Below are 23,341 nucleotides of genomic sequence, written 5' to 3'. Positions count from 1 at the left end.
GGTGTATAATGGTAAAATCCTTTTTCCCAACACATAAAGTCACTATAAGTAAGAGATGAGTGGATCCGGTGAACAATGAAGGCACAATGAAATCATTTATGAAAGGCGCTGTGCTGCTGACGATTGCTGGATTTATCGTGAAGCTGCTGAGCGCGGTCTACCGGGTGCCTTTCCAAAACCTCGTCGGAGACCAGGGCTTCTATATCTACCAGCAGGTCTATCCGTTTGTCGCTATTTTCGGCATCTGGACTTCCTACGGCTTTGCGGTAGCAGTTTCCAAATTGTTGGCGGATAACAGCAGGCAAGACCACGGTGCCATTCTGCGTGTCGCTTTCATGTATGTAGCCATCATTTCCTTTACCGTTTTCCTGCTGTTGTTTTTGGGTGCGGAACTGCTGGCGGGATGGATGGGCGACAGGCAATTGGATCAATTGTTGAAAGTCGGTTCGTTTTCAGTCTTACTGATGGCGCCGCTCGCCGTGCTGAAAGGCCATTTCCAGTCGCGCAATGATATGGCACCGGTTGCTTACGCCCAAGTGGTGGAGCAAGGGCTGCGCGTATCCGTCATTTTACTCGGTACGTGGGTTGTTGTTTCAAGCGGTTTTTCACTGTATGCTGCAGGGCAGATGGCGATGCTGGGCGCGGTTGCCGGAGGACTTGGGGCCGTGATTCTGCTGCTGCTCTATTTCCGCGGACATTCAAAGATGTTGAGGAATACTTCCGCAATCCGTACTTGGCCAATCATCAAGGAAATGACTGCCGTCAGTATAAGCGTCAGCATGAGTTCCTTGATCCTGCTGCTGTTCCAGCTGGTGGATTCGTTTACCGTTTTCCGTCTATTGGAAGCAAGCGGCATGTCGCGGCTTGCAGCCATGGAGCAGAAAGGCATTTATGACCGGGGCCAGCCATTGGTGCAATTCGGTATTTTGATTGCCACTTCGCTGACTTTGGCGATTGTGCCTTTAGTGGCGCGGACTTCCCGAAAACACAGCGGCAGGCCAGCTGAAATGTACGCCAGGTTAGCTTTCCGTGTATCGTTCCTGTTTGCATTCGCTGCTGCAGTGGGGCTGACTTTCGTCATGCCTTATGTTAATGAAATGCTGTTCCAGACACGCGAACAATCGGGTGCTTTAATCATCTTCAGCTGGCAGATTGTCTGGATGTCCTTGCTGCTGATTATGACGGCAATGCTGCATGGCTTCGGTAAGGTGAGGGTTCCGGCTCTGCTGCTGATCATGGGGTTAGCGGTGAAAGTCGTCGCCAATTGGCTGCTGCTTCCAGTATGGGGAGTAGCTGGAGCGGCGGTTGCAGGAAATATCGGCCTTGCTGTGATTGTCGCTGGCTTGCTGTTTTATTTCAAAAAAGTCTGGCCGCTGCAGTTTGCACCGTGGACCTATTATGCTTGGCTTTTTGGCGCCGCTGCGGCGATGTCTGCAGTCGTGCTGGGCTGGTCGTTTTTGGCGGACAGCTATCTGTTTGATGGCTTATCAAGCCGCTTAGGCGCTGCTCTGACTACGGCAACGGCCATTCCGCTAGGTGCTGGGGTATTCATGGCCCTAATTGCAAGAAGCCGCATCATTACAGAAAAGGAATGGTATATCATTCCGTTCGGCCGCAAACTGGCCGGACTGCAATTAGCAATAAATTCAAAGAAAAAAGGTGAGAAGCGATGAACACCATTCACATAATCGGCCTCGGTGCCGGAGATTTAGATCAATTGCCGCTGGGTGTCTATAAAAAGCTGAAAGCTGCAGAAAATTTATACGTAAGGACCGCAGATCACCCGGTATTGACAGAGCTTGGGGAAGAAGGCGTAACATTCCAGAGCTTTGATGCCGTTTATGAAAAACACGATAGCTTCAGCCCGGTCTATGAAGAAATTGCGGAAACCCTGATCGGCCTGTCCCAACAGGCCGCAGTGATCTATGCAGTGCCGGGCCATCCATTAGTGGCGGAGCAGACCGTGCAAAACCTGATTGGAGCGGAAAAGCAGGGGCGTTGCAAATTAGCTGTCGAAGGCGGACATAGTTTCCTGGATTCGCTGTTCGGTGCGCTACGCATTGATCCAATTGAAGGTTTCCAATTGATGGACGGCACGGAAATGACAAGCGATCAAGTGAACATGACACAGCATTTGCTGATTGCCCAAGTTTATGACAGCTTCAGCGCATCCGAAGTCAAATTGACGTTGATGGAAAAATACCCCGATGATTATCCGGTGACCATCGTGACAGCGGCCGGATCTGCAGACGAAGTGCTGCGTACCGTACCGCTTCATGAATTGGACCGCTCGACAGAAGTCAACAACTTGACGACCGTCTACGTGCCACCCGCAGAGGAACAAACGCAGCGTCTGAAAGAATGGCAGACTTTCCGCAGCATCATTGCGAAGCTGAGAAGTCCTGAAGGCTGTCCGTGGGACCGTGAGCAAACGCATGAGTCACTGAGCCCATATTTGATCGAAGAAGCCCATGAGCTGCTTCAGGCGATTCGGGAAGGTGACGATGATGCGATTGCCGATGAATTGGGGGATGTGTTGCTGCAAGTGTTCCTGCACGCACAAATCGGGCAGGACAACGGCTACTTCCAATTGGAGGATGTGCTCGAATCCATCAGCGCCAAAATGATCCGCCGCCATCCACATGTCTTTGGTGATGTGACGGCTGAAGAATCTGATCAGGTTGTCGCTAATTGGCAGGAAATCAAAGCACAGGAAAAACCGGCTGCAGATTCTTTATTGGCAGGGCAGGACCGCTTCAGTTCTTCCTTGACCACATCGTTCAATTACCAGAAAAAAGCGGCGAAAGTTGGTTTCAGCTGGCCGGATGCTGCAGGTGCATGGGATAAATTCCATGAAGAATTGCAGGAGTTCCAACAGGAAGTGGCGAAAGGTTCCAAAGCCCGCCAATTGGACGAACTCGGCGATTTATTGTTTACCTTGGTGAACCTTGCCCGGTTCTTCGATTTGTCACCGGAAGAAGCGATGATGCAGGCGAACCGTAAATTCCAAACACGTTTCCGCTACGTGGAACAGCAAGTAGAAGAAGGAACCGGAAACTTCAGCGACTACACATTGGAGCAGCTGGATGAATTTTGGAACCAAGCCAAACTGTTGGCAAGAAAGGAAGACTGACCATGCGACTCGATAAATTTTTGAAAGTGTCCCGTTTGATCAAACGCCGGACCTTGGCAAAGCAAGTGGCTGACCAAGGCCGCATCACGGTAAATGGCAATAAAGCCAAAGCCAGTTCGGTCATTAAAGAAAACGACGAACTGCAAATCCGTTTCGGCCAAAAAGTGGTTACGGTGCGCATCGATGGACTGAAAGAAGTGGCGAAAAAAGAAGAAGCAGCCAATATGTACACCATTTTGAAAGAAGAAAAGCTGGAAAAGATCGAACCTGAATTTATTGATGACGAAGCATAAGCATTTGTCGAAGCCTGCCCAGTGCAGGCTTTTTTTCTGATTAAAATGCACCATGGAAAAGGCCTTTCATTTTCTATACCATGGAAAATAGAAAACAGACAGATTCGCCGCAAGGGATCTGGTGAAAGGAAATGATGGCATTGCCTCAAAAATCGATGGCTAAAAAAATCGGATTATCGGTCGCTGCGTTGATGGTCGCTGTTTCAGTGGTTCCTCCGCAACAAACTTCACCAATCGGCATGAGCCAGGCCAGCGCCGCAAGTTCTTTCCGGGACGTTACCACTTTCAAAAAGGAAGTTGATTTCCTGGCAGGTCAGGGCATCATTAACGGCTTTCCGGACGGCAGCTTCCAACCGGCAGCCACCATTACCCGCTTGGATGCAGTGCGGATGATTCTGCGTGAAATGAAACCTAAAAAAACCACTGTTCCTGATCCAGGCTTTGCAGACTTGAAACCAGGTGCTGCTGGATATGAAGAAGTTGCCAAAGCTGTTCAGCTTGGTTTTATTGAAGGCAAAGAAACGGGGAAAGGCATCAAATACTTTGATGCCAAAGGAGCTTTGACCCGTGCGGAAATGGCTAAAATTCTCACGAAAGCCTATCGTTTAACAGCTGATAAAGGTGTTTCTTTCTCAGATGTCAGTTCTGCTCATTGGGCGAATGCATACATAAGCCGGTTGGCGACGGCCGGCATCACCAATGGTTTTCCGGGAGGGGCATTCAAGCCGGCAGAGCCTTTGCAACGCCAGCATTTTGCTGGATTCATGGCACGGCTATTGGCTCCGGAGCTGTTCCCGATCGCCAAAGCGCAGCCTGGCAAACCCGTCACATACGTCACCCTTGACCAATTGAACATGCGCTCCAAGCCGGGTGCTAGCAATCCGATTGTGGGTTCGATACCTAAAGGGAAAATGGTCGAGTATCTTGGAAAAGACGCCAATTGGTATAAAGTGAAGTACGGCCAAAAAACCGGCTGGGTCAATTCAGCTTACTTGAGCAACGAAACGCCAGGCAAAGCGGCAGTTTATCCGGCACCTTCCACTGAAACGCCGGGAACTTATGCATCAGGTGTGCTGATCGTCAATAAAAAATACGGCCTGCCGTCCAGCTACAATCCGGGCGTCAGCAAACTGGCCCAAAAAGCGATGGACGCCATGACCGGTGAGGCGAGAAAACAAGGAATCCAGCTGACGGCGTTCAGCGGCTTCCGTTCTTATGCGTATCAAAATGAGCTGTACAACAGCTACGTCAGTAAGCATGGGGCAGCGGAAGCCAACCGCTTCAGTGCCAAGCCCGGCTATAGCGAGCATCAGACTGGATTGGCATTCGACTTTGGCGGAAGCGATCAATCCCAATGGCTGAAAGAATCGTTCGCCGCAACAAAAGAAGGGAAATGGCTGGCAGCCAATGCCCATCGTTATGGCTTTATTCTCCGGTATCCGAAAGGCAAAGAAAAAATTACAGGCTATCTGTATGAACCGTGGCATTACCGCTATCTGGGATCTGAATTGGCCGGGCAAGTGAAAAACAGCGGCAAGACCCTGGAAGGGTACTTGAAAGTTAGTGGCAAGTAGACAAAAAACACCTCAGAAATCCATGGATTCCTGAGGTGTTTCTGTTTGCTGTGGGTTATTTGTCGCCCATCAAGGCAACAAGAACCGCTTTTTGAGCATGCAGGCGGTTTTCAGCTTCCTGGAAAATCACCGAATGCGGACCTTCCAAAATAGCTGTCGTCACTTCTTCTTCACGGTGTGCGGGCAGGCAGTGCATGAAAATATAATCTTCATTGGCATGCTTAACGAGTTCTTCATTGACCTGGAAGCCTTGGAAGTGCTGCAGGCGTTCGATGGTTTCCTGCTCTTGCCCCATGCTTGCCCAGACGTCTGTATAGACTACGTCGCTTCCGGCAACCGCTTGTTCAGGGCTTTCCGTAATTTCGATTTTCGAGCCGGTATATTGGGCAATGTCTTTAGCCAACGCTACCATCTTTGCAGTAGGTGCATAAGCGGCAGGCGAAGCGACGCTGATGTCCATGCCGACTTTGGCAGCGCCGATCATCAACGAGTTGGCCATGTTGTTGCCGTCTCCGATATAGGCCATTTTCTTGCCTTTCAAAGTGCCGAAATGTTCGAGAACGGTCATCAAGTCCGCCAGCACCTGGCACGGATGGAAATCATCCGTCAAGCCGTTGATGACGGGAATGGAACTAAAGTCTGCCAGTTCCTGGACTACAGATTGATGGAACGTACGGATCATTAATCCGTCCAAGTAACCGGACAGTACGCGCCCGGTATCGGGAATGGTTTCTCCTCGGCCGATTTGCGTGTCCTGTGAGCTCAGGAACATGGCGTTGCCGCCCAGTTGGAGCATTCCGGCTTCGAAGGAAACGCGTGTGCGGGTGGATGATTTTTCGAAAATCATGCCCAGCACTTTGCCTTTCAACAGCGGCAGGTATTTGTTCTCAGGTTTTTTCAGTTCAATTGCCAGGTTCAGCAAATCCATGATTTCGTCTGTGCTGTAATCTTTCAGGGACAAGAAGTCCTCTTGGACAATCGATGGAGCAAACGGGATCGCCATTGTCATTTTGCAAGCACTCCTTTCGCTAATGCGGTAATGGATGAATACGTTCCGTTGAAGGCTGCTGCGGTTTCAGGGCGTGTCCATACGTGGAGACGGTGAATGGCAGCTTGCTTCGCGTTGGTGCTTTCCGGGTCAGGGGCAAAGTCGATATAAACTTTCTTCGTTTCTGTTTTCAGCCATTCCTCGAAAGGCATAGTCGCTTCTGTGACAATCCTGAACCCGAGTGCTTCCCATGAAGCGTTGTCCACTTGGTCAATTGAGCTGTCCGCGACAAACACTGTCCCGCCGTCGGCCAAATTGGCCAATTGGACAGAGGCACCGGTCAGCGCTTTCGCCAATGCGGTATCGAGGTCAGGGCTTGAACCGATTACTTCACCTGTCGACATCATTTCAGGAGACAGGACAGGCGATAATCCAGGAAGTTTGATATGGGAGAACACCGGCGCTTTCACGGTATATTCCGGCTGTCCATTATAGCTTTCTTCAATATGGAGCTCTTCAAACGGCACTCCCAGCAATAAAGCCGTAGCGTGCTGAACGAGCGGCACATCCGTCACTTTCGAGCTGATCGGCGCTGTCCGCGAAGCGCGCGGGTTGATTTCCATAACGAATAATTGATCGCCTTCATATACGAACTGGATATTGAACAAGCCAGTATAATCCATGTTGGTGGCAATGTGTTTCGCTGTTTCAGTAAGCTCCACAATGGCCTGTTGCGATAAGGAAACGGGCGGCGTGATGGAAATGCTGTCGCCGGAATGGACGCCGGTTCCTTCAACGTGTTCGAAAATAGCGGAAACCCAGACGTTTTCGCCATCGGTCAGGATATCGGCTTCGACTTCTTTGCCGGTGACAAAATGATCGACCAGTACAGGGAATTCCATGGTTGTCTGCTGAAGCCATTCGCTCAGTTCCGTTTCATTCTGCAACACGATCATGCCGCGTCCGCCGATGACGTAAGAAGGGCGAAGAAGCACCGGGAAACCGAGTGAGCGGGCTGCCGGGATGACAGCAGAAGCTTCGAGAGCTGTTTTGCCTGGAATGGTCGGCAAGCCGATTGACTCCAGGAAGGCATAGAACCGGTCACGGTCCTCCATTTGATCCAGCAGATCCACAGTAGACCCAAGAACGGTGATGCCGGCATCCTGCAGGGCAGCTGCCACATTCAAGGAGGTTTGGCCGCCGAACTGGAGGATGACTTGGTTGATGCCTTCAAAATCCAGGACATTGAGAATATCTTCCGGCGTCATCGGTTCAAAGTACAGCGCGTCTGCCACTTCATAATCGGTACTGACGGTTTCAGGATTATTGTTGATCATGATCGCTTCGTAACCAAGTTTCTGTGCGGCCATGACACTGTGTACGCAGCAATAGTCGAATTCGATGCCTTGTCCGATGCGGATTGGCCCTGATCCAACAACCGCCACTTTTTTCTTGTGGTGAGAGCGATCGACATCGGAAGAACCTTGCCACGTCGAATAAAAATAATTGGTATCTGAGCGGAATTCAGCGGCGCATGTATCGATCATGCGGTAAGCGGGCGTCACTTGCCAAATGCGGCGCTGCCCCCAGATTTCGGGGCAAGAGACATTCCAAAGGTCAGCCAACTGCTGATCGCTGAATCCGAGCGTTTTGGCTTGCAGGAGGCGGGAACGTGTCATGCTGTTCCAATCCAATTGCTGCAGTTCCTGCCATTCGTTCACGATATTGGCCATCACCGACAGGAAGTAAGGGGTGATCCCCGTGATGTTGTGAAGAAATTCAATGCTCTGTCCACGCACCAGCAGTTCAAAAAGAACAAACAGCCGGCGGTCATCGGCTTCGATCGCCAATTGGCATAAGCTATCAGTAGGAAAATCAGCAAGTGCCGCCAGACGGAAGCCATCAATCGGCAGTTCCAGTGAGCGGATTGCTTTTTGCAGCGCAGCTTCCATGCGCCGTTCGATGGCCATGACTTCGCCGGTCGCTTTCATTTGTGTGCCGAGTCTGCGTTCAGCCTGCGGAAACTGGTCAAACGGCCAGCGCGGAATTTTTACCGCTACATAATCCAGTGCAGGTTCGAAGCTGGCGAATGTTGTGCCGGTCACTGGGTTTTTCAATTCTGCCAATGTGTAGCCGATTGCCAATTTAGCGGCAATCTTAGCGATTGGATAACCTGTTGCTTTTGAAGCGAGTGCCGAAGAGCGGCTGACACGCGGATTGACTTCTATCAGGTAATAAGCGGAAGTTTCGGGATGCAGTGCGAACTGGACATTGCACGCGCCGATGATGCCAAGTGCTTCGATGATGTGGATGGAAGCGCTCCGCAGCATATGGAAATCTTTATCGTTCAGAGTTTGGCTGGGTGCCACCACAATCGAGTCACCGGTATGTACGCCGACAGGATCCAGGTTTTCCATATTGCAAATGGTGATGCAGGTGCCATCTGCGTCACGCATGACTTCATATTCGATTTCCTTGTAGCCGGCGATGCTGATTTCTACCAGGCATTGTTGGATGGGGCTTGCGCTTAATCCTTGTTTTACCAGCTTGATGTAAGTTTCCTCATCTTCGGCAATTCCGCCGCCAAAGCCGCCGAGTGTATAAGCAGGGCGCACGATGAGTGGATAGCCGGCTGAAGCGGCAAACTCCAAAGCGCCTTCAATCGAGTAGATGATGTTGCTGTCCGGGACCGGCTCGCTTAACTCATTCATCAAGGAACGGAATTGCTCGCGGTCTTCAGCTTGTTTGATGGCTTTCATATCAGTGCCAAGCAAGGTGACGCCGTATTGCGCCAAAATGCCGGAATCGGATAAAGCCATCGCCAAGTTCAGGCCAGTTTGTCCGCCGACTGTTGCGAGTAAACCATCTGGGCGCTCTTTCTCGATGATGGCCGTAGCGCTTTCCAAGGTCATCGGTTCAAAATACACTTGATCGGAAACGGATTTATCAGTCATGATCGTCGCTGGGTTATTATTGATCAGGATTACATGGATGCCTTCTTCTTTCAAAGCCAAGCATGCCTGTGTGCCGGAATAATCGAATTCTGCAGCTTGTCCAATGACAATGGCGCCAGAACCGATGACCAATACTTTTTTGATTTGCTGTTGCTTAGGCATGCATTTTCACACTCTCTTTCTGTTGTGCCGCCGCCAGGAACTGATGGAATAATTCGAGGTGGTCAGTTGGTCCCGGCGCTGCTTCTGGATGGAATTGGACGGTCTTCAATGGCAAGGTGTCGTGGACTAGGCCCTCGACACTGCCGTCGTTGACGTTTTCGTAAAGGACAGAAAACGGGGTGTCCTGCAAACTGTTTTTTTCGACCACGTAACTGTGGTTTTGTGAACTCATGCTGACCCGTTTAGTCTGCAGGTTCATCACAGGATGATTGGCTCCCCGATGTCCATATGCCAGTTTTGTCGTTTTTGCGCCAAAGGCAGAAGCCAGTACCTGGTGTCCAAGGCAGATGCCAAAGCTTGGGTAGCGTTCAGCCCAATCTCGATATGTAGGAAATAAATGCTGAAGTGCTGCCGGATCTCCAGGGCCATTTGAAAAAAGCAGCCCGTCCAGTTGGAGCGAATCGAGCGTTTCTGTAGCAGTTGCATATGGAATGATGCTGACTCGGCAATCCAATTCGAGCAGTTCATTTAAAATGGAGGATTTATAATGGAAATCAATCAAACCGATGTGGGCAGAACCCGATCCGACGGTCTGGATTTTGTCTGTGGTTGTGGTGGCCGGGAAAAAATAGGTCTGTACGGGTTCCCAGGCCAATTCCGGCAAAGAAGTATGGATTAGTTGGGATTGCATGGTTCCAGACTCGCGGACATTTTGGATGACCGACCGTGTATCTACACCACTCAAAATCGGAATGCCGTGGTTTATGGCAAATTCGGCGAGTGGAATGGAATCTTTGCTCAAAGGCCCATCATACAAGCCGGCAACAATGATGCCGGCTACTTGAATGGAATCAGACTGCGCATAAAGGGATTGGATGCCATATTGACCAATCAGCGGATAGGAAAACACAATGATCTGGCCTTTATAAGAGGGATCTGTCAGAACTTCTTCATAACCGGTCATGCCTGTAAAAAATACAACTTCTCCTTGAATGGCAGAAGATTTGCCGTGCCAATGGCCTTTAAATGTTTGTCCATTCGATAATGTTAACAATCCGGTCATACACTTCACTCCAATTTTATTCATTAATTTTGTATATTTATTAGTGTGATTTTATTTTTTATGTGTAAAAAGCTTATGAATGTTCATATAAAGATAATGATTAGTATTATAAGACTGTATAAAAATTAAGTCAATAGTATTTTTATTAATAAAAAGAAAATTGAGAAGAATATAACGCCGAGAAATGCAGTGAAAATAGGGAAAATTATAGAAAAAGCTTATAATATCAAGGGTTTTCATGTATAATAATGACAAAGTTAGTAGGGAAGGGGAGCGGGTCATGAGTTTGAAGAGAGATCAAAAGGCGGAAACGCGCGAAGTCACCTCAATTCGCAATGACTATGTCCGTTCAGTAGAAATGGAAGGGGAACGCAAAAAAGCGCATCGAGTCCGGTTGTTCAGACGATTGACCGTCTTTGGCCTGCTGGTCCTGATGGCCACCATTTGGGTAGGCTCCACCATTTATGCACAAACACAGACGATTTCTGAAAAAGAAGAGCTTCGTATACAAGCTTTGCAGCAGCTTGAAGAGGTTGAAAAACAGCAGAGCCAACTGGAAGAGCAAATTCTACTACTGAATGATGAAGAATATTTAGCGAAATTAGCGCGTAAAGATTATTTCCTATCAGATGAAGGAGAAATCATTTTCACTACACCTAATACTGAAAAAAAAGATGAAGAAAAACCATCAGAAGAAGAGTAGTCGGTTGACACTCTTTTTTTGATGGTTATAATAAAAAGTGGGACAAGTCCCGCAAAATGACAGTGTGGCCCAGCTTTTTGGAGTCATCTTAATTTTTAAGGAGGAGCATTTTTTTTATGTCGATTGAAGTAGGCAGCAAGTTAGAAGGTAAAGTCACAGGTATTACAAACTTTGGAGCATTTGTTCAGCTTCCAACTGGTGCAACAGGCCTCGTGCATATAAGTGAAGTCGCCGACAATTATGTCAAAGATATCAACGATCATCTTAAAGTTGGCGAAATGGTAGAAGTGAAAGTCATGAATGTAGAAGCAGACGGTAAAATCGGTCTTTCCATTCGTAAAGCGAAGCCACAGCCAGAAGGCGGAACAGAACGACCACAACGACCACGCCCAAGCAATCGTTCATTTGATCGCGCTCCAAAAGAGAACTTTGAAACTAAAATGGCGAAGTTCTTGAAAGACAGCGAAGAAAACATGACGACCTTAAAACGCGCTACTGAATCAAAACGTGGCGGCAGAGGGGCAAAAAGAGGCTAACTTGCTAGCTGTTTTAATAGTATAGGGAAATGCTTCAACTCAGCTGGAATTTAATATTGAAACGCTTCTCACTTTGGGAAGCGTTTTTTTTAGCACATTCCAAAAGTTTGCCGAAGGTTTCCGTGAAAAAAAGCAGCGCCTTTATAAAGGCGCTGCTTGGTGTTAAGGTATTCAATTGAAAAATGATGGCGGCAGAGGGGATCGAACCCCCGACCTCACGGGTATGAACCGTACGCTCTAGCCAGCTGAGCTACGCCGCCTTGTTTAAACGAACATTTAATAGCATACTATTGAATGTTGGACATGTCAATTGCAAATTGAAATTTTGTTAACCTAACCTTCTCCAGTATTTGAAGAAAGAAGGCTTAGGCAAGTGAGGTGAGGAAATGAAGAGTTTTCAAGAGCGGATGATGCAGCATATCCACAAACACCAATTATTTGAACCAGGCGATCTGGTGTTGGTAGGCTGTTCAGGTGGGATTGATTCCATGGTATTGCTCCATTTCCTGAATTCAAAAAAAGAGGAGCTTGGCATTTCGCTGGCTGCAGTGCATGTCGACCATATGTTGAGAGGCGAGGAATCCCATCAGGATCGGTTGTTCACGGAAGCGACAGCGACTGAATGGGAAATCGGATGCTTTAGCCGGGCGGTTCCAATTCCGGCCATATGGAAAGAACAAGGCGGCAACAAACAGCAGGTATGCCGTTCGGAAAGATATCATTATTTTCAGGAAGTCATGGAACAGACCGGTGCCGCTAAGTTTGCAACCGCACACCATGCCGACGATCAGCTCGAAACGATTCTTATGTCAGGCGTGCGAGGAAGCCTTCAGGACGGCTCATTTGGAATGCAGGCCAGTCGGCCGTTTGGTCCGGGCTTTTTGATACGGCCTCAATTGGCAGTGACAAAGGAACAGGTTGCCGCGTACGCTGCACAGCATAAAGTCTCTTATCGGGAAGATTCCAGCAACCAAGAAGCAGTCTATACACGGAATCGTCTGCGCCAGCGGATTTTGCCGCTCCTTAAAGAAGAAAACAGCCAAGTCTCCCAAAATTTCGTGGAGTTGGCTGAAGATATGCAGCAGGATCAGCAGTTTCTCCAGGATTTGGCCCAAGAGAAATTACAGCAGTTGATCCAGGTCAAAGAAGATGAAATCAGTTTGTCTGCCAAAAGTTTCAGACTTGAAGCGTATGCTTTACAAAAAAGAATGGTTCTACTACTATTAAACTATCTATATAATCGGAAGCAAGTTCCCGTAACAAGACAGCTGGTTGAGCAAATGCAGGAGATGATGCAGAGCTCAGCGGGCACTGTTTTTTTACATTTGCCGCAAAATTATGTAGCGACCCGCCAATACGACACGGTTTTCCTCAATCGCCAATCGTTGGGAAAAGTGGCCGGAACAGACCCTGTACGCCTTACCGGGGATTGGTCGCAAGTTTATTGTGGCTGCCGATACAGAGTGCTGCCGTTCACCCAATTTGAACAAGCGGAAGATGCTGCGGTCTGGCATTTTTGCGCACCGGAAGATTCGCGATTCTTTGTAAGGAACAGAAAACCGGGAGACCGGATTCTGCTTGCTGGAATGGATCAACCGAAAAAATTGGCCCGCTTGATGATTGATGAAAAAATCCCTGTGCCTATGAGAGAAAGTTGGCCTGTCATTGCGACTGACAAAAACGAACTTTTATTAGTGCCAGGCATACGCCCATCCGCCAAGGTCAGCCAGCAAAGATGTGACGGAGACAATTGGGTACTAATTGAACAATTTAATAGAATGTAAAACAAGGAATACTAGGAGGTCCACCATTTTGCAGAATGACATTAAAGAAGTATTGATCAGTGAAGAACGGTTACAGGAAAAAGCCCGTGAATTAGGAGCGGTGTTGACAGAGGACTACAAAGACAAATATCCGTTGGCTATCGGCGTCTTAAAAGGTGCAATGCCTTTCATGGGCGATTTGATGAAACGCATTGACGGTTATGTCGAAATGGATTTCATGGATGTCTCAAGCTACGGCAACGCTACCGTTTCTTCTGGAGAAGTTAAAATCATCAAAGACTTGAACGCCAGTGTCGAAGGGCGTGATCTCCTGATCATCGAAGACATCATTGACAGTGGATTGACACTCAGTTATCTAGTTGACCTGTTCAAATACCGGAAAGCGAAATCAATCAAGATCGTTACCTTGCTGGACAAGCCAACAGGACGGAAAGTAGACTTGAAAGCGGATTATGTCGGCTTTGTAGTGCCTGATGCATTCGTTGTAGGTTACGGGTTGGACTATGCAGAAAGATATCGGAATCTGCCTTATATCGGAATCTTGAAGCCTGCAGTTTATAGTGGAGAAGAAGGATAGACAATGTTCGTTCACAGTCTGTTTATTTAACAGCGGGAATAAGGCCTTTTCGTTGTATGCTTAAATGTTCCTATGGTAGTATTTAGTATAGTTTTAGGGAAACTTTATGAGGAGGCGCGGGATGAATCGGATATTTCGATACACCATATTTTATTTACTGATTTTCCTAGTTATTATCGGGATTCTGGGTACCTTTAACAACAGTAACCAGCCGACTGAAAATATAGGATATAACGAATTTTTGGAAGCATTGGAAAATGGGCAGATTGAAGAAGTGACGATCCAGCCGGATGCTATGGTTTACGAAGTAACCGGGAAAATGACCGGTTATGAAGAAGGGCAATCTTTCGTTACCAATATTCCTTTGGAGAACGAGGCGTTGACTGCTGAAATCGATGCAGTTGCCAAAGCACAAGATGGTGTTGAAATTGAATATTTGAAAGCTCCACAAACAAGTGGTTGGGTTTCATTTTTCACTGGCATCATTCCTTTCATCATCATCTTTATCCTTTTCTTCTTCTTGCTTAATCAATCACAAGGCGGCGGAGGCGGCCGTGTGATGAACTTTGGCAAAAGTAAAGCGAAGCTATATGATGATCAAAAGCATAAAGTTCGCTTTAACGATGTAGCTGGTGCAGATGAAGAGAAACAGGAACTTGTAGAAGTTGTTGATTTCCTGAAAGATCCGCGCAGATTCGCAGACATCGGTGCCCGCATTCCAAAAGGGATTTTGCTTGTTGGACCTCCGGGTACTGGTAAAACTCTATTGGCGCGTGCTGTTGCCGGAGAAGCTGGGGTTCCTTTCTTCTCCATCAGTGGTTCTGATTTTGTTGAGATGTTTGTCGGTGTCGGGGCTTCCCGAGTTCGTGATTTGTTTGAAAACGCTAAGAAAAACGCACCGTGTATCATTTTCATCGATGAAATTGATGCAGTCGGACGCCAACGTGGCGCCGGTCTTGGCGGTGGGCACGATGAACGTGAGCAGACATTGAACCAACTATTGGTAGAGATGGACGGTTTCGGTGCAAACGAAGGCGTCATCATTATTGCCGCAACTAACCGTCCAGATATTCTGGATCCGGCGTTACTGCGTCCAGGACGTTTTGACCGTCAGATTACTGTAGGCCGTCCAGACGTAAAAGGCCGTGAAGAAGTGCTTAAAGTACACGCACGCAACAAACCGCTTGACGAAAATGTTGATTTGAAAGCGATCGCTCAGCGTACACCTGGATTCTCGGGTGCCGATTTGGAGAACTTATTGAACGAAGCGGCACTTGTTGCAGCCCGTCGCAGTAAGCTTAAAATCGATATGTCAGATCTTGATGAAGCATCTGACCGCGTTATTGCAGGCCCTGCTAAGAAAAATCGCGTTATTTCGAAAAAAGAACGCAATATCGTGGCATTCCACGAATCTGGACATACTGTCATCGGTTTAATATTGGATGACGCAGATATCGTCCATAAGGTAACCATCGTTCCTCGCGGACAAGCAGGCGGCTATGCTGTTATGCTTCCAAGAGAAGACCGTTACTTTATGACGAAACCGGAATTGCTTGATAAGATTGCCGGATTGCTTGGTGGCCGTGTGGCTGAAGATCTTTCATTCGGCGAAGTATCAACCGGCGCCCATAACGATTTCCAACGTGCAACGGCTATTGCCCGCAGCATGGTTACGGAATATGGGATGAGTGACAAGATTGGACCTGTCCAATTCGGTACGGCACAAGGCGGGAATGTCTTCCTGGGCCGTGACTTTAACTCAGAACAAAATTATTCTGATGCGATTGCTTTTGAAATCGATCAGGAAGTTCAACGCATCATCAAAGAGCAGTATATCCGCACGAAAGAGATTCTGACTGAAAACGAAGATCTTCTGAAACTGATCGCGAATACATTGCTTGAAGTTGAAACCCTGGATGCTGCCCAGATCCTTCACTTGAAAGATCATGGAACGCTTCCTGAACGCTCGTATGAGTCACTTAATGGTGACTTTGGGGATGAAAGCACGCCTGATTTGAAAAAAGATAGCGATGTCCCAGATGCAGTAGGAGCGTCATCCGACCCTTCAGCTGGAGACCTGCCATCAGAAGAAGGCGAAGCAACTTCAGTAGGAGAGCCGATTCCAGAAAAACGCAAATAAGATAAACGATGAGCTGGTTGCCCGTTCCCTTTGAAGGGGAGAGGCAACCAGCTTTTTGCTTTCCTGAAATTATGGTATGATGTGTTGGAAATTCGTCAATAAGCGAGGGCAAATCATGATTCTAGTATTGGACGCAGGAAACACGAATATTGTCCTGGGTGTCTACAGCCAGGATCAGTTAATACATCATTGGCGAATGGAAACCCTTCGCCACAAAACGGAAGATGAATACGGCATGCAGATCAAAGCTTTTTTGAACGATGCAGGACTCGGATTTTCATCGATTGATGGCATTATTATGTCTTCTGTAGTGCCGCCGATCATGTCGGCGCTTGAGCGCATGTGCCAAAAGTATTTTCACGTAAAGGCCCTTATTGTGGGTCCGGGTGTAAAAACGGGATTGAACATCAAGTATGATAATCCTAAAGAAGTAGGTGCGGACCGTATCGTCAATGCAGTCGCAGCTATTCATGAATACGGCAGCCCGCTGATCATTGTGGACTTTGGTACTGCCAATACCTTCTGTTACATTGATGAAAAGCAGCAATACATGGGAGGCGCAATCGCTCCCGGCATCAATATTTCAACAGAAGCACTGTATGCCCGTGCTTCCAAATTGCCGCGGATTGATATTTCCACGCCTGACCAAGTCGTTGGGAAAAACACAATTTCGGCCATGCAGGCTGGGATCGTCTTTGGCTATGTGGGCCAGGCAGAAGGCATTGTGGCCCGTATGAAAAAGCAAAGCAAGGAAAAACCGACTGTCATTGCAACTGGAGGAATGGCTTCTTTGATTGCCGGCGAGTCGACCATCATTGATTATGTAGATCCTTTATTGACATTAAAAGGACTGTATTTAATTTATAAACGCAACCAAGCGTAAAGAAAGGAACGATAAATGTGTCAGATTATTTAGTACGCGGCCTTGCATTTAATGGGAGTGTCCGTGCATTTGCGGTAGACAGTACGAAAACAGTGGGAGAAGCACAGCGTCGCCACATGATGTGGCCGACAGCTTCAGCGGCTTTGGGGCGCGCCATGACAGGAGGCGTCATGCTTGGCGCTATGCTGAAAGGCGACGACAAAGTAACGATTAAATTTGAGGGTGGCGGACCCATCGGTGCATTGCTGGTTGACAGCAACGCAAAAGGCGGCGTCCGTGGGTATGTTTCTAATCCTCAAACGCATTTTGACTTGAACGAAAAAGGGAAATTGGATGTCAGCCGTGCAGTTGGGACGAACGGCATGATGTCCGTTGTCAAAGATCTTGGCATGCGTGACAATTTCACAGGGCAGACACCGATTGTATCGGGTGAAATTGCTGAAGACTTCACTTATTATTTCGCATCATCCGAACAGGTTCCTTCCTCGGTCGGACTTGGTGTTCTGGTGGATACAGACAACTCGGTATTGGCGGCTGGCGGTTTTGTCATTCAATTGATGCCGAATACAGATGATGAAACCATTACGAAATTAGAAGAACAATTAGCCGCAATCGAACCTGTTTCCAAAATGATTCAACGTGGATTATCACCTGAAGAAATTCTTGAAGCCGTGCTTGGAGAAGGAAATATTCAAATTCTTGATAAAATGCCGGTACATTTTGACTGCAATTGTTCTAAAGACCGTTTTGCTACAGCTATTCTGGGGCTTGGGAAAAAAGAAATTCAAGACATGATCGATGAAGACGGCATGGCAGAAGCACAATGCCATTTCTGTCTGGAAACGTATCATTATTCTAAAGAGGAACTTGAGTCGTTTATCAATGAACTCCAGTCATAATAACCGGCGACCTGTGCCACCGGCAGGCACAGGAAAGCCGAAAAGACATCTGAAGACCAAACCGGTGCTGCTGGTCATCGGCATTTTGCTGCTGGCCAACTTCCTGTGGTTTATTGCATGGCTGATACCCAACGATACCGGCAATGAGGAAAAAGTCGCTTCCGTCAGCGGTGATGAGATTACACGGGAAGAGTGGCTGGCTGCTATGGAAGAGCAGCATGGCCGCGAAGCATTGCTTGAACTGGTCAACGAAAAAGTAATGGCAACTGCAGCGGAAGATTATGGAATCAAAGTAAGTGATAAAGAAATTGATTTGGAACTGGCGCTTCTCCGCTCTTCGCAGGACGGTACAGAGACGGCTCTTTACGCAGCGGATGAAACACGCCAACGCGAGAAAGTTGCAGCCCAATTGATTCTGGAAAAAGTGTTGACGAAAGATATTGTCATTGAAGACAGCGAAATCAAAGCTTTTTACGATGACAATCAATCGCTTTACGATGTGAAAGATTCTTACCGAACGCGTATGATTATGTTGAACTCAGTAGCAGAGGCGGAAGAAACCATTGCAGAGCTGGAGAAAGGCTCTTCTTTCGAAGCGACTGCCCGTGAACGTTCGGTCGACAGCGCAACCGGTAATTTAGGTGGCGACATCGGCTATATTTCAAGTGGGGAGCCAGGCGTAGACGCTAATATCGCAAAGAATGTAGCGAAAGTGGATGTTGGCGGCTGGTCATCTCCTTTGGCACTTGAAAATGGCAAAACCGCCATCATTTCTGTAACGGAAAAAGTTGGTGGTCAGACATTTTCGTTTGAAGATGTAGAAGGCCACATCAATCGCGAGCTGGCATTGGAACAATTGCCGCAATCGGTCACTCCGGAAGCATTCTGGCAGGAATTTGACGCGGAATGGTTTTACGGAGAATAAATTCTGGACGTTTCGGCAACGAAACGTCTATTTTTTATGAATTCATACAATTTGACAAACGGTCTATTTTATTGATACCATTAGCTTTATTAAAGTCGACAAAATCACTAGGGATTAGGAGTGTTGAAGAATGGCGCGTGTAGGAAATTCAATTACTGAATTGATTGGGCAAACCCCAATTGTGAAGTTAAACCGATTAACAGGTCCTGAAGATGCGGACGTTTACTTAAAATTAGAATACTTCAATCCAGGCAGCAGTGTGAAAGACCGTATTGCCCTGGCCATGATTGAGGCGGCTGAAAAGTCCGGAGATCTAAAAGAAGGCGATACCATCATCGAACCCACAAGCGGCAACACAGGCATTGGCTTGGCGATGATCGCAGCGGCAAAAGGCTATAAATCTGTTTTGGTTATGCCTGAAACAATGAGTATGGAGCGCCGCAATCTATTGCGTGCTTACGGTGCAGAATTGATTCTGACACCAGGAGCAGACGGAATGAATGGTCCAAATGGCGCCATCAAAACTGCTGAGAAAAAAGCGGCTGAAAACGGCTGGTTCATGCCACAGCAATTTAACAATGAAGCAAACCCTGAAGTGCATCGTTTGACGACAGGACCGGAAATTGTTGAAACAATGGGCGACCAATTGGATGCCTTCATTTCAGGGATCGGCACAGGCGGTACGATTACGGGTGCGGGACAAGTATTGAAAGAGAAGTATCCTGATATCCAAATCGTGGCCGTGGAACCTACGGATTCTCCAGTATTGTCTGGCGGCAAGCCGGGACCGCATAAAATTCAGGGGATTGGAGCAGGGTTTGTTCCTGCTGTATTGAACACTGAAATCTATAGCGAGATTATCCAAGTCACAAACGACCAGTCCTATGAAACTGCACGCCAAGCAGCTCGTGAAGAAGGTATCCTTGGAGGCGTATCTTCAGGTGCTGCCATTTACGCGGCTCTTCAGGTGGCTAAACGATTGGGCAAAGGCAAGAAAGTGTTGGCGATCATCCCATCCAACGGAGAACGCTACTTAAGTACTCCACTTTACCAATTCGATGAATCCAACTAAAATACAAAAAGAGTGCGCTTTAATGGCCGCTCTTTTTTTGTGGAAAAAAACCAGTCAATTAAGGTAAGATGAAGGCGCGCTTTTATTTCCCAGGAAATCGATACATATTTAAAGTTTGGACGGTGAATCTGCATGAAAATTAATTTCGATGAGAAAACGCTCGTTATGGGCATCCTGAATGTCACTCCGGATTCTTTTTCTGATGGAGGCAAATACAATGGGGTGGAACAGGCGATAGTGCATGCCCGGCAAATGATTGCAGATGGTGCAGACATCATTGATGTGGGAGGCGAGTCAACGCGTCCTGGCTATGTGCGGATCTCAGATGAAGAAGAAATTGGACGGATCGTTCCTGTTATCGAAGAACTGCGCCGGCAGTTTGACGTGTTGATTTCCATTGATACCTATAAATCGAAGGTGGCCGATGCAGCGATTGCTGCTGGTGCACACATCATCAACGATATTTGGGGAGCTAAGTACGATCCCGCGATTGCAGGCATAGCGGCAAAATGGAATGTGCCTATTGTCCTTATGCACAACCGTAACGATGCGTTATATACGGATTTTCAAAAGGATTTTATGGAGGATTTGAACGAAAGTATAGAAATCTCTTTAAAGGCTGGTGTGAGCCGGGGAAATATCTGGCTTGACCCTGGCGTCGGATTTGTTAAATCAGTGGCGCAAAATCTTGAAGCGATGCAAATGATCGGCCAGCTTACGAACTTGGGTTATCCGATTCTTCTCGGCACTTCAAGGAAATCGTTTATTGGAAAGATTTTGGATGTTCCTGTTGATGAGCGATTGGAAGGATCGTTGGCTACTGTTTGCTATGGTGTCAATCAAGGCTGTCATATTGTAAGAGTCCATGATGTAAAAGAAACGGTACGTGTAGTGAAGATGATGGATGCGCTCAATGGCAAGTGGCCATACAAGGAGGAAGACTGATGGATTTTATTCACGTGAATGATATGGAATTCTATGGTTACCACGGGGTGTTCCCTGAAGAAACGAAACTCGGCCAACGATTTCGCTTGACGGTTTCATTGGCGGTAGATTTGAAGGAGGCGGGAGAAACGGATGCATTGGAACATACAGTGCATTATGGAGAAGTTTATGAAGCTTGCCGTTCAATTGTCGAAGGCGAACCGAAAAAATTAGTGGAGGCTGTAGCGGAAAGTATTGCCAGCCGCATTCTTTCGGAATTTCCGTTGGTGCAAGGCATCCGTGTCCAGCTCATTAAACCGGATCCGCCGATTCCTGGCCATTATAAATCAGTTGCCATCGAATTGACGCGAGGGAAATTCTCATGAACCTAAGTTATTTATCACTCGGCTCCAATATGGGAGACCGTTTTGAAATGTTGAGGCAGGCTGTCGCGCAGCTGGTGGAACATCCTGCTGTTACCGTTACCCGAATTTCTTCACTCTATGAAACAGATCCTGTTGGTTACACAGATCAGGAACCGTTCCTCAATATGGTTGTCCAGCTTGAAACGGAATTGACGGCGATGGCATTATTGGATGTCTGCCAGAAGATTGAGCAAAACTTGAACCGCAAGCGTCTTGTCAGATGGGGGCCGCGCACAATTGACCTTGATATTCTTCTATATAATCAGGACCGGATAGAAACAGACAGGCTTACCGTTCCGCACCCGAGAATGAATGAGCGGGCTTTTGTTCTCATCCCTTTGTTGGAAATAGATCCTGGTCTTGAAGTGGCAGGAACTATAGAAACTGATGGCGTACTTTTATGGAAATCCTATAATAGCCTCGCGGCGTTTCTGCAGGATGTGCATTAACAACTGTATTAAATAGGTGGGACGCGGAGATGTGGGCAGCAAAGATTCGTGTGTATGCAGAGACTGCCACAAATTTGTGGCAGCTTTTTTATGTAGTATGGTAAGAAATTGTGTACAATAGAGAAATACATGAATGAGATTGGCTTTATATAGATAAAGGAGTGTAGGACATGTCAGAAGAATTAAATGACCAATTATTGGTGAGACGCGAAAAAATGCAAGCATTCCGTGATCACGGAATGGATCCTTTCGGCGGCCGCTTTGAGCGGACTCACTTGTCGCAGGAAATTATCGAACAATACGGAGAGCTTTCTAAAGAAGAGCTTGAAGAAACGCCGCACGAAGTCGTCATTGCTGGACGGGTTATGACAAAACGTGGAAAAGGAAAAGCGGGCTTTGCGCATATTCAGGATCTTAAAGGACAGATTCAAATCTACGTCCGCAAAGATGCAATTGGCGAAGAAGCTTATGAATTTTACAACACAGTCGACTTGGGGGATATCTTAGGCGTTAAAGGGACTGTCTTTAAAACAAACGTAGGGGAACTATCGGTAAAAGCGAAAGAAGTAACGTTCCTTACAAAAGCGTTGCGTCCTTTACCGGAAAAGTTCCACGGTTTAAAAGATGTAGAACAACGTTACCGCCAGCGCTATTTGGATTTGCTGACAAGCGAAAGCAGCAAAGAGACCTTCATTCTGCGCAGCCGAATCATCCAATCGATGCGCCGCTACTTGGATAACGAAGGATTCCTGGAAGTGGAAACTCCGATGCTGCATTCAATTGCAGGGGGAGCAGCTGCCAAACCATTCATTACACACCACAATGCGTTGGACATGGAATTATATATCCGCATTGCGATTGAACTTCACTTGAAGCGTTTGATCGTCGGTGGTCTTGAAAAAGTTTACGAAATTGGCCGCGTCTTCCGCAACGAGGGAATATCCACACGCCACAATCCGGAATTTACGATGCTGGAGCTTTATGAAGCATACGCTGACTTCAATGATATTATGGCGCTTACTGAAAACTTGGTTGCCCATATTGCTCAAGAAGTTTTGGGGACTACTACTGTCCAATACGGGGAAGATGAGATTGATTTAGCTGTAGGTTGGAAACGACTACATATGGCTGATGCCGTAAAAGAATATACAGGTGTTGATTTTTGGAAGCCGATGACAAAAGAAGAAGCGCACGCTTTGGCGAAAGAACATCAGATCGATGTGAAGCCTACTATGGAAGTGGGACATATTTTAAATGAATTCTTTGAGCAGAAAGTGGAAGAGCAATTAGTTCAACCTACTTTCGTTTACGGACACCCAGTTGAGATATCGCCTTTGGCTAAAAAGAATCCTGAAGATGAGCGGTTTACTGACCGTTTTGAATTGTTCATCGTTCGCCGTGAGCATGCCAATGCCTTTACTGAGTTGAACGACCCGATTGATCAGCGCCAACGTTTTGAAGCGCAGTTGATCGAAAAGGCTGAAGGAAATGATGAAGCCCATGAAATGGATGAGGACTTCATAGAAGCTTTGGAATACGGATTACCGCCAACGGGTGGATTAGGAATAGGCATTGACCGCTTAATCATGTTGTTGACGAATTCTTCTTCTATTAGAGATGTTTTATTGTTCCCGCAAATGCGGCCGAAAGAATAAGAAGCCTTTAGGAATAGCCGGTTTAAAGTGAAAAAGCTTTAAATCGGCTTTTTTTAAAAAAGACTTGTTTCTATTTTAAAACGATGCTATACTATTTCTTGTCGCGTTTTTCATAATAAATAACGCGGAAGAAAATAAAATAGAAAAGTTATTGACTTCCTGTTAGGAAGCTGGTAATATTGAAAAGTCGCCAATAAGCGCG

General features: G+C 47.1%; 20 protein-coding genes and 1 tRNA gene. 17 read left to right on the top strand and 4 right to left on the bottom strand.

Annotated elements, in window-relative coordinates:
- Positions 1-68: 68 nt before the first annotated feature.
- The 4 genes from QMA04_RS17530 (at position 69) to QMA04_RS17515 (ending at position 5,000) form a co-directional block, all read left to right on the top strand.
- Positions 69-1,673, top strand: coding sequence for a putative polysaccharide biosynthesis protein (locus QMA04_RS17530; protein WP_191716921.1), 1,605 nt, complete (start codon positions 69-71; stop codon positions 1,671-1,673).
- On the top strand, positions 1,670-3,133 hold the full coding sequence (gene yabN / locus QMA04_RS17525; protein WP_290187215.1) for a bifunctional methyltransferase/pyrophosphohydrolase YabN: 1,464 nt from the start codon (positions 1,670-1,672) through the stop codon (positions 3,131-3,133). Before QMA04_RS17530 ends, yabN begins: the two co-directional genes overlap by 4 nt.
- Before the next feature lie 2 nt (positions 3,134-3,135).
- A complete protein-coding gene (locus QMA04_RS17520) occupies positions 3,136-3,426 on the top strand; it encodes an RNA-binding S4 domain-containing protein (protein ID WP_146559535.1) in 291 nt (96 codons plus the stop codon).
- Positions 3,427-3,557: 131 nt separating this feature from the next.
- Positions 3,558-5,000, top strand: a complete 1,443-nt coding sequence (locus QMA04_RS17515) for a D-alanyl-D-alanine carboxypeptidase family protein (protein WP_290187214.1) — start codon at positions 3,558-3,560, stop codon at positions 4,998-5,000.
- Between the two features lie 55 nt (positions 5,001-5,055).
- Here the strand turns inward: QMA04_RS17515 and argF are convergent, their stop codons facing one another.
- From argF to QMA04_RS17500, 3 genes are read right to left on the bottom strand one after another with little or no spacing between them, the layout of a single operon-like run.
- On the bottom strand, positions 5,056-6,009 hold the full coding sequence (gene argF / locus QMA04_RS17510; protein WP_191716923.1) for an ornithine carbamoyltransferase: 954 nt from the start codon (positions 6,007-6,009) through the stop codon (positions 5,056-5,058).
- Positions 6,006-9,104, bottom strand: a complete 3,099-nt coding sequence (locus QMA04_RS17505; protein WP_203341428.1) for a carbamoyl-phosphate synthase (glutamine-hydrolyzing) large subunit — start codon at positions 9,102-9,104, stop codon at positions 6,006-6,008. The genes argF and QMA04_RS17505 overlap by 4 nt, the downstream gene beginning before the upstream one ends.
- Positions 9,097-10,167 carry a carbamoyl phosphate synthase small subunit gene (locus QMA04_RS17500; protein WP_191716925.1) on the bottom strand — a complete coding sequence of 357 codons (1,071 nt, stop codon included), beginning with the start codon at positions 10,165-10,167 and terminating at the stop codon, positions 9,097-9,099. The genes QMA04_RS17505 and QMA04_RS17500 overlap by 8 nt, the downstream gene beginning before the upstream one ends.
- A gap of 280 nt (positions 10,168-10,447) precedes the next feature.
- Here QMA04_RS17500 and QMA04_RS17495 point away from each other — a divergent pair, with 280 nt between their 5' ends.
- A complete protein-coding gene (locus tag QMA04_RS17495) occupies positions 10,448-10,870 on the top strand; it encodes an FtsB family cell division protein (RefSeq protein WP_191716926.1) in 423 nt (140 codons plus the stop codon).
- A gap of 116 nt (positions 10,871-10,986) precedes the next feature.
- On the top strand, positions 10,987-11,406 hold the full coding sequence (locus QMA04_RS17490; RefSeq protein WP_203341430.1) for a S1 domain-containing RNA-binding protein: 420 nt from the start codon (positions 10,987-10,989) through the stop codon (positions 11,404-11,406).
- A gap of 186 nt (positions 11,407-11,592) precedes the next feature.
- On the opposite strand, the gene QMA04_RS17485 is transcribed toward QMA04_RS17490, so the two are convergent.
- Positions 11,593-11,666: transfer RNA gene (locus QMA04_RS17485), tRNA-Met, on the bottom strand.
- A gap of 126 nt (positions 11,667-11,792) precedes the next feature.
- Between QMA04_RS17485 and tilS the strand changes: the two genes are divergently transcribed.
- The 11 genes from tilS (at position 11,793) to lysS (ending at position 23,139) form a co-directional block, all read left to right on the top strand.
- Positions 11,793-13,190, top strand: coding sequence for a tRNA lysidine(34) synthetase TilS (tilS, locus tag QMA04_RS17480; RefSeq protein ID WP_191716928.1), 1,398 nt, complete (start codon positions 11,793-11,795; stop codon positions 13,188-13,190).
- A 25-nt stretch (positions 13,191-13,215) separates the two neighbouring features.
- The gene (gene hpt, locus QMA04_RS17475) at positions 13,216-13,767 is read left to right on the top strand and encodes a hypoxanthine phosphoribosyltransferase (RefSeq protein WP_191716939.1); all 552 of its coding nucleotides are present in this window, start codon (positions 13,216-13,218) and stop codon (positions 13,765-13,767) included.
- Between the two features lie 121 nt (positions 13,768-13,888).
- Complete coding sequence (ftsH, locus tag QMA04_RS17470) at positions 13,889-15,907, top strand: ATP-dependent zinc metalloprotease FtsH (RefSeq protein WP_191716929.1); 2,019 nt, start codon at positions 13,889-13,891, stop codon at positions 15,905-15,907.
- Between the two features lie 115 nt (positions 15,908-16,022).
- Positions 16,023-16,790: a type III pantothenate kinase gene (locus QMA04_RS17465; RefSeq protein ID WP_191716930.1), complete on the top strand. Its 768-nt coding sequence runs from the start codon at positions 16,023-16,025 to the stop codon at positions 16,788-16,790.
- Between the two features lie 17 nt (positions 16,791-16,807).
- Positions 16,808-17,689, top strand: coding sequence for an Hsp33 family molecular chaperone HslO (gene hslO / locus QMA04_RS17460; RefSeq protein ID WP_191716931.1), 882 nt, complete (start codon positions 16,808-16,810; stop codon positions 17,687-17,689).
- Positions 17,673-18,614 (top strand): peptidyl-prolyl cis-trans isomerase, encoded by a 942-nt coding sequence (locus QMA04_RS17455; RefSeq protein ID WP_290187213.1) that lies wholly within the window; start codon positions 17,673-17,675, stop codon positions 18,612-18,614. The genes hslO and QMA04_RS17455 overlap by 17 nt, the downstream gene beginning before the upstream one ends.
- A 130-nt stretch (positions 18,615-18,744) precedes the next feature.
- On the top strand, positions 18,745-19,686 hold the full coding sequence (gene cysK / locus QMA04_RS17450; RefSeq protein WP_290187212.1) for a cysteine synthase A: 942 nt from the start codon (positions 18,745-18,747) through the stop codon (positions 19,684-19,686).
- 132 nt (positions 19,687-19,818) lie between these two features.
- On the top strand, positions 19,819-20,631 hold the full coding sequence (gene folP / locus QMA04_RS17445; protein ID WP_290187211.1) for a dihydropteroate synthase: 813 nt from the start codon (positions 19,819-19,821) through the stop codon (positions 20,629-20,631).
- A complete protein-coding gene (folB, locus tag QMA04_RS17440) occupies positions 20,631-20,996 on the top strand; it encodes a dihydroneopterin aldolase (protein ID WP_290187210.1) in 366 nt (121 codons plus the stop codon). The genes folP and folB overlap by 1 nt, the downstream gene beginning before the upstream one ends.
- On the top strand, positions 20,993-21,484 hold the full coding sequence (gene folK / locus QMA04_RS17435) for a 2-amino-4-hydroxy-6-hydroxymethyldihydropteridine diphosphokinase (protein WP_290187209.1): 492 nt from the start codon (positions 20,993-20,995) through the stop codon (positions 21,482-21,484). The genes folB and folK overlap by 4 nt, the downstream gene beginning before the upstream one ends.
- A gap of 170 nt (positions 21,485-21,654) precedes the next feature.
- A complete protein-coding gene (gene lysS, locus QMA04_RS17430; RefSeq protein WP_191716937.1) occupies positions 21,655-23,139 on the top strand; it encodes a lysine--tRNA ligase in 1,485 nt (494 codons plus the stop codon).
- Positions 23,140-23,341 lie beyond the last annotated feature (202 nt).

It is taken from the genome of Planococcus sp. APC 3900, from assembly GCF_030407735.1.
Taxonomy (GTDB): Bacteria; Bacillota; Bacilli; order Bacillales_A; family Planococcaceae; genus Planococcus; species Planococcus notacanthi.
This window is presented reverse-complemented; position numbering and strand designations above follow the sequence as displayed.